Source organism: Salmonella sp. SG203 (assembly GCF_013350575.1).
Lineage (GTDB): Bacteria > Pseudomonadota > Gammaproteobacteria > Enterobacterales > Enterobacteriaceae > Salmonella > Salmonella enterica.
The window spans coordinates 1-11312 of the sequence record NZ_SNMT01000045.1 but is presented as its reverse complement, the minus strand read 5'-3'; the positions used below and the strand labels follow the sequence as shown (position 1 = coordinate 11312).

The 11312-nt window shown below is 46.8% G+C and carries 12 protein-coding genes and 1 pseudogene; all 13 read left to right on the top strand.

Translation table 11 applies throughout. The features are described from left to right. Positions 1 to 232: pseudogene (locus HV477_RS28735) on the top strand (transcriptional regulator); the annotation flags it as partial. Positions 233 to 673: 441 nt separating this feature from the next. Then, positions 674 to 1405 carry a conjugal transfer complement resistance protein TraT gene (gene traT / locus HV477_RS27125; protein WP_024147678.1) on the top strand — a complete coding sequence of 244 codons (732 nt, stop codon included), beginning with the start codon at positions 674 to 676 and terminating at the stop codon, positions 1403 to 1405. 242 nt (positions 1406 to 1647) lie between these two features. Continuing rightward, the gene (locus HV477_RS27120; RefSeq protein ID WP_170913751.1) at positions 1648 to 2049 is read left to right on the top strand and encodes a DUF1090 domain-containing protein; all 402 of its coding nucleotides are present in this window, start codon (positions 1648 to 1650) and stop codon (positions 2047 to 2049) included. A gap of 556 nt (positions 2050 to 2605) precedes the next feature. Then, positions 2606 to 2974: a hypothetical protein gene (locus HV477_RS27115; protein WP_175065679.1), complete on the top strand. Its 369-nt coding sequence runs from the start codon at positions 2606 to 2608 to the stop codon at positions 2972 to 2974. A 306-nt stretch (positions 2975 to 3280) separates the two neighbouring features. Continuing rightward, a complete protein-coding gene (locus HV477_RS27110; RefSeq protein WP_024147679.1) occupies positions 3281 to 3640 on the top strand; it encodes a hypothetical protein in 360 nt (119 codons plus the stop codon). Between the two features lie 160 nt (positions 3641 to 3800). Beyond that, positions 3801 to 4343: a hypothetical protein gene (locus tag HV477_RS27105; protein WP_139771655.1), complete on the top strand. Its 543-nt coding sequence runs from the start codon at positions 3801 to 3803 to the stop codon at positions 4341 to 4343. 1 nt (position 4344) lies between these two features. Then, positions 4345 to 4656 carry a hypothetical protein gene (locus HV477_RS27100; protein WP_023222210.1) on the top strand — a complete coding sequence of 104 codons (312 nt, stop codon included), beginning with the start codon at positions 4345 to 4347 and terminating at the stop codon, positions 4654 to 4656. A 111-nt stretch (positions 4657 to 4767) separates the two neighbouring features. Beyond that, a complete protein-coding gene (locus HV477_RS27095) occupies positions 4768 to 5118 on the top strand; it encodes a hypothetical protein (protein ID WP_023222211.1) in 351 nt (116 codons plus the stop codon). 329 nt (positions 5119 to 5447) lie between these two features. After that, a complete protein-coding gene (locus HV477_RS27090; RefSeq protein ID WP_080073784.1) occupies positions 5448 to 6455 on the top strand; it encodes a hypothetical protein in 1008 nt (335 codons plus the stop codon). After that, positions 6455 to 7579, top strand: coding sequence for a BamA/TamA family outer membrane protein (locus tag HV477_RS27085; protein ID WP_175065678.1), 1125 nt, complete (start codon positions 6455 to 6457; stop codon positions 7577 to 7579). The genes HV477_RS27090 and HV477_RS27085 overlap by 1 nt, the downstream gene beginning before the upstream one ends. Then, entirely contained in the window at positions 7576 to 8706 is a 1131-nt protein-coding gene (locus tag HV477_RS27080; RefSeq protein ID WP_023222214.1) for a DUF4056 domain-containing protein, read from the top strand. Before HV477_RS27085 ends, HV477_RS27080 begins: the two co-directional genes overlap by 4 nt. A gap of 806 nt (positions 8707 to 9512) precedes the next feature. Then, positions 9513 to 10097: a fimbrial protein gene (locus tag HV477_RS27075; protein ID WP_175065677.1), complete on the top strand. Its 585-nt coding sequence runs from the start codon at positions 9513 to 9515 to the stop codon at positions 10095 to 10097. Positions 10098 to 10217: 120 nt separating this feature from the next. Next, positions 10218 to 11312 (top strand): fimbria/pilus outer membrane usher protein (locus tag HV477_RS27070; protein ID WP_175065676.1); only part of this gene is annotated, 1095 nt, incomplete at its 3' end.

Genomic DNA, 11312 nt, shown 5'->3' with positions numbered 1-11312 from the left:
GTCAGGGCTGACAAAGATACTGAGCAAAAACGAGAAGCAAATCTGGCAGGACAAAAACAGACTACTGATGAAGCTGGGCATGAAAAATCGGCTGTATGAACTTCTCTACGGTACGCGTTTCTGCCCGGATATGCAGCGGACCGCGTTTATTTCTCCGGCTGATGCCAGAAAGCTTTGTGGTACAGAAGCGTCTGCAGAATATGAAAAGACGAGGGATCCGTTGAGGATTTGAAGCCTTACCGGCATCTGCGTTTCAGATGGTCCCGAGATGATGGCTGACCTGCCTCCTGTCAGGGGTTACCAGCACTCCACCAAACTCAGTGACATCACTCTCCCGGAGCATGGACTATTGGAGGCAGTAATCATGTCGGGTCTGGCTGGCTCATTTCCCATTATAAGGGGGATGAATAAAGTAACGGGGCGAGAAAATATATTCACAACGGTGGTAACGGCAATTGTATCAGTAGACATGGGCATTCACTCGCGCTGATGTGTCATGCCATCAGTAAGATTTTGCTGGACGAACAATATCTGCTGTTTATAGAGTCAGGATTTTGTATGTGCATACACTTTTAGTTTTAATAAAAATTTTGGCAGATAAGGAGTGGATATCTGATCTCTTGGGGATCTTATTCAGCATAAATTTCATTACTGTGGTCTTTAATAAAAGGAAATACTGATGAAAAAAATAATGATGGTTGCACTTGTTAGCTCCACACTGGTTCTTTCAGGGTGCGGTGCAATGAGCACGGCAATAAAGAAACGTAATCTGGAAGTGAAAACTCAGATGAGTCAGACCATCTGGCTTGATCCTTCCAGTGAACGAACTGTCTATCTACAGGTGAAAAACACCTCCGATAAGGATATGAACGAGTTACAAAGCCTGATAGCAAGAGATATTCAGGCAAAAGGTTATACCGTAGTGACGTCACCGGATAAGGCTTACTACTGGATTCAGGCTAACGTGCTGAAGGCTGACAAGATGGATCTGCGCGAGTCTCAGGGCTGGCTAAACCGTGGTTATGAAGGCGCAGTTTCCGGAGCTGCACTCGGGGCAGGTATAACAGCTTATAACTCAAACTCTGCAGGAGCTACGCTGGGAGTTGGACTGGCGGCCGGACTGGTTGGTATGGCTGCTGATGCTATGGTGGAGGACATTAACTATACAATGATCACCGATGTACAGATTGCTGAGCGAACAAAAACGACCGTCACAACAGAAAATGTCGCGGCACTTCGACAGGGAACCTCCGGTGCCAAAATCCAGACCAGCACGGGCTCAGGTAACCAGCATAAATACCAGACCCGTGTGGTATCAAATGCGAATAAGGTCAACCTGAAGTTTGAAGAAGCTAAACCAGTACTGGAAGAGCAACTGGCCAAATCAATCGCGAACATCCTCTGATAATTGTCAGGAGGCTGGTTAAGCCATGTATGATTCAGTCTCCTGACTGACGCTCGTCCTCATGGATAATGGTAATGACTTTGTCATGCTGTTTTCTTTATCATTGCTTTAATCATCATTGCCTGGATTTTTCTTCAGAATGCTACCTTTCACACCTTGTTATTTCCGGCTTGATTCTTTCTGGCTGCAGATCATACGCTGACTCATCTTTTACTGAATTCTACGAACAGCGTATACACACTATGAAGCCACAATACCTCAGTATCACCATTCTGACCATTTTGCTTTATATCTTCACGTCCCCCGGCGCGATGGCCGATTATGAAAGATGCGAGTACAAGCGTCAGCAACTGGAACATCAGTTGGAGTATGCGCTGGCATATAATAACGCTCACCGGGTGGCTGGTCTGCAGAATGCACTCCGCCGGATTAATGAATACTGTACTGACAAACGGTTGCTGGCGCGAAAAGAAACTAAAGTCAGTGAAAAAAAACGAAAGGTCACGGAGTACCAGCGAGAACTGGAACAGGCCCGGGCATCAGGAAAACGGGAACAAATCATGAATAAGCAGTCAAAACTGGATGAAGCCCGGGAAGAACTGGTAAAGGCCCGCAGTGAACTTCCCAACGGTCCAGTAGAGTAATAAAAGCTGCTTCAATTAACCGTCATTTGCATACATACCGCAATATGTTACATGCCACAGGAGTATCGATAAATGAAAATACATTACTTCAGCCTTCTTCCACTGTGTGTGGCTGCGGCTTTTCCAGCTTATGCATTTAAATCAACGGTACAGCAAACCGCCTCAGACCTGCGTCTGCACGAGGACCAACTGCTGAGCAAATTTTACAGCGTCACGCACGAAGATATGCAAAATTTGCCTGTCGGAACCTGCGGTGTCACACCGGTACCTGGCTGTCAGTGTGCGTGGTGTAGCGCTTTACGAAACGCGGGATGAATATCTGGCTGGCGGAGTGATACGGCCCGCGGTAACAGGGCCTGTGCTTGCCAGAGACCTATCGATTTAGATTGAACCGAATCTACTCTACCTAACGGAACGCCAGTCGGCCGTTCACATTAAATTATGTCCTGTTAAAAATAAACCCTACGAGCACGTTCATCCGCCAGCTGCTATTGCATCAGACAACCTGCAAATGCTTTTCTGAGTATACACAACAAATAAAGCACAGGATGGCGAAATGATAAGGCTCATTGAAATCTATTCCAGACTTGAAGCTGTTGATGGTTTTTTAGCGCTTATGCTGCAGCAGCCTGAAAATTACCGCGAGCGAATAATACACGCTCGTATTGTCGGGTTCGTTGAGTACGTTGATAGCGTTAACTCCGCGGTATGGGGGCAGCAGAGACAGGGTAAGCTTTGTGATTTTGACTCCCGCTACATATTGCCAGCCATTTCTGAAATTTGGTTGCAGGTAAATCGGGAACTCACAGGGACTAACAGGCCACTCTATGAACTAGCCAGGTGCATTACAGAGCTAATTAGCCTGGTCAGTTTTTACCTTTCCCGCATTGAGGGTAACAACGATAAAAACAGAATACTACATTGAGATACATCTGGCGTTTCCAGTACTCATGATTTTCGTTGTACGACTGGAGCACACCTGCTTGTTCATGTGTTACCAGTATTTCAAATTAACGTTGCGAACTACGGCCCGGTCAAAAGACAATGCGCTAATCTCATCTATCAACCATTCCCTGGCTTTCGCTTCAAACTCCTGTGTGCTCTCTATTGCGGCTGTTCAGCCCCATGAAAGGGACATTCTGCTTACAATAAGGAGTTGCAATTGTGGTGCTGAAAGTGTGATGTTTTGTTAATGATTCTCATTTACAATAATTCACACAAGGCTGAAACCATGACAAGGCTAACAGAGATATACAACCGACTTGACGTCATAGACGACCTTATAGAGCTACAAAAACCGCATTTTTACCATGGCCAAATTATCATCGATCAGGTTACGGCACTCATTGGCTATGTGGAGCACCTGACCGCCGTTATGTGGGAGCGGCAGCGGCGGCACAGATTAACGGATTTTGAAACACGGTATATTCTTCCTGCACTTGATGAGATTTTTATCCTGATGGGCGAAAGACTTAGCAAGGGGGAAAAGCCCGGCACTCAGTTAAGTAACAACATAGTCGATTTCATCGGAATTGTTGCCTGGTGGATGCTTCATATAGAGAACAGCAGCACAGGAAGAGTTGGTTATTGAAAAAGGAAGAGCCCGACAGGTTGTACGGCATATTGGCATAATTAAAAAGCAGAGCTGAATATATCGGCGCTGGACGGGAGGCAACAGGTAACAGGTAAGGTATGGATTCAGGAAGTGGTCGATACATTAAATAACCTGCCAACTACTGTGGAGTCAGAAAATGGCAAGGAATAGTCTGGTAATGAATAAGGCGGAGCAGCAGAAGAGAATAAAAAAGATAATGCTCTACGCAACTAATGAAGCGGTAAAAACGGGTGTTATTCCCTTAATGTTCAAATATCTAAAAATGACATCTGAAGGATACGCACAAATAACCGTATGCGATAAACCCACAATCATCAACTGGGTATATAACGGACATAATGAGTTTAGGGTTAGCGTCTGGTGGGATTACCAGCCGGAATATATTCCCAAACTCATAAAAGGCAGGCCTGAAAATCTTAAGTTACTATTGCCTGATGTAGATCGTACTCGTTTTCGGTTTATCGTTGGTGCATGTGTAAGTTTTTATTTTGATTACCTACATAAGGGCATATTGTCAGACAAAGGAAAAGAATTTTTTGCGATTTATGTTCGCGAATCTTCAGTCAGCTATATAGATGAGTTAGAGGACGTTAAGCCGTTCGGCTATTCCGTATCTGAGTTACTCCGACCACTTTATAGAATGAAGGTATCTGCCACTCAAAACAGCAAGAGAAACTGAAATGACAAGACTGAATAACATATATTTCTCACTTCTGGATATACAAAAAACTCGCTCTGACGAGAGCAAAAAAGAAAAAATATGTTCGCTTATTAATTATGTAGAACAAATAAACAAGGATGTAAAAAATCTACGTAGTAATCTTGAATATCCATATCTGAATGAAAGTAAGATTATTCATACGTTGCTTGAAATTCAGATACAGACCAGATTAATGCAGGTCGGTGAGGGTAAGAGATTTCAGGAAATTGCCGTGCATCTATTTAATATTCGAGTGCTGGCAGAGAATGCATTATCTTCTATGAACTTCTAAATACGGATTACTACATTCAAAGGTAATGCTGTCGCACGGCAGATAGGGACTGCGGAAATTTATTATTTGACAGGGGGAACGTTAAAAACTGAAGGCAACAGTAGCATTAATATGAACGCCGATAATGGTTTGAATAATGCTGGTCATATGGTCTTCCCGAAAAAATACGACATTACTGCTGGTAATACACAGGATGTGAATGATCGTCTACTGACAGGAGGAAGTATCAGCGGCAACTGCATGGATGCAATTATTAAAAACAGCAGCGCACAGGGTACCCTACTTACCATTGGTTTGAATGATTACGGTGTATTTGTAGGTAAAAGCTATCAATACGATTTTTTTCTACAGCGTTACGTGACATGTGCAGACGCATTCCTTATCTGCTCATTGGGAGACATTACTCCTCCTGACTGTCGCCAGGGAATATTCGATTTCTGCTTCATGCTTTGCCTGCACTGATCAAGCTCAATCTTAGCATCTTAACCCTGGAACAGGAGCGAAGGGGGCAGTAAACCATCCACGTGAATTCCGGAAGCCCGGTAGTGGGAAGCCTCACTTACAAACTGACGCTGAGTGCAGATGGCAATAGTGATATGCCGGCATTAACTATTAGTGCTTTTCTGACGCAAATGGTGTTGTCATCAGATATCTGCTTACCATCAAATTAGCTGGCTAATAATGTAGGTGTTGATGTTTCCTGTGCTGGGCTTTGATTTTCATTATGCCTTCATTTAAGCACTAACTGTGATTTTCCGGAGTGTATTTCAGAACCCCCTGAAGAGGTTTTAATGAAAAAAGTACAGTGTCTCCTGATTTGTCTGTCCGTTTCATGTACCCCGGCAGCATACGCAAAAGCTTTGTCGGAAATAAATACCGAAACCATTAATCCTGTACCTGTTGAGTCCGTTGCTCCTTTGGCTTCCGATGACAATTCATTCCTTCCATTGCTGGGAGATATGGCAAGAGCTCATGGCTACGACCTGCCTGAACCTTTTGGCATTAATGTTAATTATATGAATATGCGTCAGAATATTGATGTTGACAGCATTCGCTTTTCTGGACTTGGCTGGCCGGGCTACGCATTTCCTTCAGATCTGTTTAATATTCAGGCCAGTCATACACGAGAGCGCAGCATCACAAAAACGATCAAACTGGATACCTGGCTGTTTCCCTTTATGAATATTTACGCTCTCGTGGGGAAAACCCGCGGGAGTTCGCATTCCACCGTTTCTGTTGATGCCAGCCCTGCCAATGGATTCATTGGACCTGTTATACATGCAATGAACGAATCAGGCGCACTGAAAAATCTGGATTTCAGTCTCCGTTTTCACGGTACCACTTATGGCGTGGGAACTGTGCTGGCCGGGGGGTATGGTAACTGGTATGGCCTGATGGATATCAACTATACCCGTACAGATTTTAACATTCTTGACGGGCAGACCGATGCATTCACACTCACTCCGCGGGTGGGGTACCGTTTCACCACGCCGGGCGTCGACAGTCTGTCACTACCTTCCGGTAAACTGGGGGTGTGGGTGGGTACTATGTACCAGGATGTTCAGCAGACTTTTCGTGGAAAACTGAGTGACCTGAATATACCGGCAAGTTTCGGGGGACTGATGGCGCTTGCAGACCAGAATGGCAACGGGCGTTTTGAGGTTAAACAACATCTGCATTCTCCCTGGAATCTCCTTGTAGGGGCTAATTATGAAATTACCCGCAATGTTAATATTACAACGGAAGTGGGATTTGCAGAACGTAACAGCGTTCTTGTCTCCGCTGAATACCGGTTCTGATGCTGAAGTCTTATCTGGCTTTGTTCCTGATTCTGGTACAAGAGTCTGTATGCCAGGCATGGTCACTGCCATCACATGAACAACTGGATAACTGGCTGGCCCGGGCAGGAGGTAGTACCGGCTCCGGTACCCGCTGGAATATCCTTCCCGGGCCGTTTTACACGCCTGAACTGGGGCCGGGGATCGGGGGCGCTGTAGCCGGTCAGTATCGTCTCTCGTCTGATGATACGGTGAGCCAGAACTCCACGTTGTCGCTCAGCGGCTATGTGAGTGCCACAGGAGCGGCTGGAATTAATCTCAGCAATTATGCTTTTTTCGCACAGGATAGCTGGCGTTTTTTTCTTGATGGCTCGGTGAACGATACCCCTACATATTATTATGGCCAGGGGTTTTATGCCGCAGAACGCGGCAGTCATAAACAGAAGTACACTTCACAGGCGTTAACTCTTCGTCCTGTGATATACAGGCAACTGACTGGTCATACGTATATGGGGCTGGGCTGGGTTCTGGATCTGCAGCATGCCGCAAAGCCTGATAACAGTGGACCATTGCTTATTGAAAATACACCGCAGGGACAGTCGATATTCAGCTCTGGTGTCAGCCTGGTACTGACCCTGGATGACCGTGATTTTGTGCCAAATCCCCGTACCGGAAAACTGGCAGATATCCGTTTTACCCGGTATACACCGGAAACAGGAAGTGACACGCGTTTTGATGAATACACGCTGCACTACAGTCGATATCATTCTCTAAGTAATAAAGACGTGCTGGCCTGGGAGCTGAATGGCGATTTTTCCCGGGGAAATGTACCCTGGAATATGTTGCCGTTGCTTGGAGACAGCCACCGGATGCGTGGTTACTACGAAGGACGTTATCGCGACAGAAATGTCATCAGCGGTCAGGCTGAAATACGTCACAGGCTGACCTGGCGGCACGGTATAGTGGGATGGCTGGGAGCAGGAACCATGGTGCCTTCATTTCATGCAACAGGTCACAGGCACTGGTTGCCTTCTGTTGGTATAGGTTATCGTTTTGAGTTCAGCCCGCGTATGAACGTTCGTCTTGATTATGGTATAGGCAGAGGCAGCAGCGGGTTTTATTTCCAGACCGGGGAGGCATTTTGAATAAAAAAGTGCTGCTCATATGCCTGTTACTGTTTACGACCTCGGTCCGGGCAGCACTACCACTTCCGTTGATGCTGAACGGAGATGGTGACAGTGTTCAAACCCATGCCTGGCCAGTGATGCCCCCGCTACCGGAGCCTGCAGGGTTGCGTCCCTGTTGCGCGTTTGGTTATAACCTGCACGTGAAGGTACTGAATATTCCGGTACCATTCTGGCAACTGAATAATATCGTGATGGCAGGTAACCTGGGCGGACACCATTATAATGACAATTTTCTGTCCGGTCTGAGTTCTCTTGTCGGGTTTGGCAGCGAGCGTAATGGCATTATCTATACGTCCCATGGGGGATTTATAGATACCGCACATGTGCGGGACAGTGCCGATATGACGGTCTTTTTATTCACTCACCTGTTACCGGAACTGGGGCAGGCATTTATCCTGAGCCCTGAGGACGAGCTGGCACAACGCCGGATTGTGTTCAGCTCTTTTACGCCTCCCTCAACTCCCGGTGAACGTTATGCTCTGGCAGCATGGATGGCAGCACATATTGCCTTTCAACTGGCTGCATGGCACGAAATAGCCCAGTGGTATGGATATGAATCGGTTCCGGGTTTTCCGGAAGGCATTTCCGCATTCTCACCGGAGGATCTCTATTCAAACCTGCTGGGTACGAGGCTTGCCGTATCGCTGATTCTCGATGGACAGACAGCTACGTTGGGTATGTATAATGCGGCAATGCAGACTGCTCTGAACCAGGCATTAAATCAGTTGGGAGGCCGCCCGGAGAACATCACCCGTTTTCATTTTGACATGCTGGATGGGATCTGGTGGAACAGTTTGCGAAGAGTACCGGAAAAATTTCTGGTACTTCGACGAAATTATGATGTCAGCGACAGTCGTACACCCACAAGAGTTCCGGGAGAGCAGACATCACAACTGCGCCTGGCTCTGCCACATTACTGGAAGACATACCATCTTGATATGCTGGAGGAACTACAGCTCTGGCCCGGACATGAAATGGCACGTTTGCCGGTACCATATGTCTATTATACTGCAACTGATTTTCCCGCTCTGGCAGCATTTGCTTTTGAACAGGATGAGGTTAGTCATTACAACAAAGAATGGTGACAATCACACTCATTAACGCGATGCAGGTGCTTTATTCGACTGATTAAATGAACCTTTCAGATACTACATTTAGCTTTACCGTGTTTCGTTAATTATAGTTTTCGAGGCTATCTATGTGCAGGCGAGTGGCAGGCACTGCAAATTGATAATTTTCGATAACGATTGATCTCATACGAATATGCATCATCAGACATCCATGTGACCAGATGAGATAAAATGATGATGTGAAATTAATCACATTATGAAAATCACAACTTTTTAATGATAATAGTTATTATACTTATCAAAGAAATCTTTCATATTATATGCCACTTCATCTCCTGACATTAATTCAAGAATGAAAATCCATAATATATAAAATTAAAAGCGAAAAGTTATTTTTTTTTTACATTCTTCCTTCTTTTTTTAGTCATAAACTCTGTTTTTTGTTTTAAGTCGATAAATCTTATTTTCTATAATGGATGCATGTTACAAAACATTACAAGATGCCCGTCAGAAGTCCCGCCAGATACCATTAACTCGCTTATTATTATGCTGGAAGGTGATATTTTTTGTGATTATTCCTAATTTACGAACTCTTTCATCGATCTTATCGATCTGTTTTTTTTGATGTAAAACGACTGAGAATCTTCTTATAAATCCTTTCACACAGACCCCAGGTGCAATGTTTTTCATCCGGTATATCAGCACCGGTTATCCCGTTAACTCTGGCCGTGATTTCAGCGAAATCACATCTGGCTGATATTTCCGGCCTCTGATGTTGCCTGTCTGTGTACTGAATACTCATTCTCTGAAAGGATATTTTTATGCGCACTAAATCATTATTAACAATTGCCCTTGCTGCTGCTGGTATGATGTATGGAGCTTCTGTATTTGCCGCCGGCACAACACCAACAACAGGCCCGTTCGGTACCGGTAAAATTACCTTCACCGGCACTATCACTAACTCTCCCTGTGATATCGCACCAGGTGATGACGCTATTGCCGTCCCGCTTGGGCAAATTTCTTATCGCCACCTGAAGGCTGCTGATGATGTTTCAGACTCAAAGCCGTTCACTATTCATCTTCAGAACTGTGCATTTGATCCGGATGATGCAACTACCAATAAAAACCCGATTGGCAAAATGTCCAAAGTCACCGTGTCCTTCTTAGGTAATGCCGATGCAAATAATAAAGGTTATGTTAATACCGGCAATGCTCAGGACGTCGCTGTCCAGTTACTGAAAAGCGACAACCATTCAATTCTTGCTCCCAACACAGATGCAGATACTCAGCAACTGCAGACTGGCAATAACGAGCTTAATTTCTTCGCACGTGTGGTTGCTCTTGGCACCAACGTTTCCCCGGGAACTGTTGAGAGTACCGTTACCTACACCCTGAAATACCTGTGATTCTTACGCAGTAAATAACGACAGGGAGAAGCCGTCCACGGAGGGCGTCGGACGGCTTTTATATCTGACCACGCCTGCGGGCTGTCTGTTACACGGACGACAACACGAAAGCGCCATGCCATGAAAATTACCCGGCTTGCCATTCTGATTACCCTGACATTTTCCGTCCTGAAGTCCCAGGCCACGGAGTTTAATGCCAGCCTGCTGGACAGCGGGAATCTGTCCAACGTGGACCTCACGGCCTTCAGCCGCGAGGGGTATGTGGCGCCCGGTAACTATATTCTCGATATCTGGCTCAATGACCAGACGGTACGGGAACAGTATCCGGTCAGGGTTGTACCGGCTGCCGGACGCGATGCGGCCGTCATCTGTGTGACAACCGATATGGTGGCCATGCTGGGTCTTAAGGATAAGATTATTCATGGCCTGAAACCCGTTACCGGTATCCCGGACGGGCAGTGCCTTGAGCTGCGCTCCGCTGACAGTCAGGTACGGTACAGCGCTGAAAAGCAGCGGCTGACCTTCATTATCCCCCAGGCCTGGATGCGTTATCAGGACCCGGACTGGGTCCCCCCTTCACGCTGGAGCGACGGCGTCACTGCCGGCCTGCTCGATTACAGCCTGATGGCCAGCCGCTACATGCCGCAGCAGGGGAAGACCTCTGACAGTTACAGCCTCTACGGCACCGCCGGGTTTAATCTCGGCCCGTGGCGGCTGCGCAGTGATTACCAGTACAGCCGCCTTGACAGCGGACATGGGGCATCGCAGTCCGATTTTTATCTGCCGCAGACGTATCTGTTCCGTGCCCTGCCCGCACTGCGTTCAAAACTGACGCTGGGACAGACGTACCTCAGTTCCGCTATTTTTGACTCTTTCCGCTTTGCCGGACTCACCCTGGCCAGCGATGAGCGCATGCTGCCGCCCTCCCTGCAGGGATATGCCCCGAAAATCAGCGGCATTGCGAACAGTAATGCACAGGTTACCGTCAGCCAGAATGGCCGCATTCTGTACCAGACCCGGGTGTCGCCGGGGCCTTTTGAGCTTCCCGACCTGAGCCAGAATATCAGCGGCAACCTGGATGTCAGCGTCCGGGAAAGCGACGGTAGCGTCCGGACCTGGCAGGTCAACACGGCCAGCGTCCCCTTTATGGCACGCCAGGGACAGGTTCGCTATAAGGTGGCCGCCGGACGTCCGCTGTACGGCGGGACGCATAAC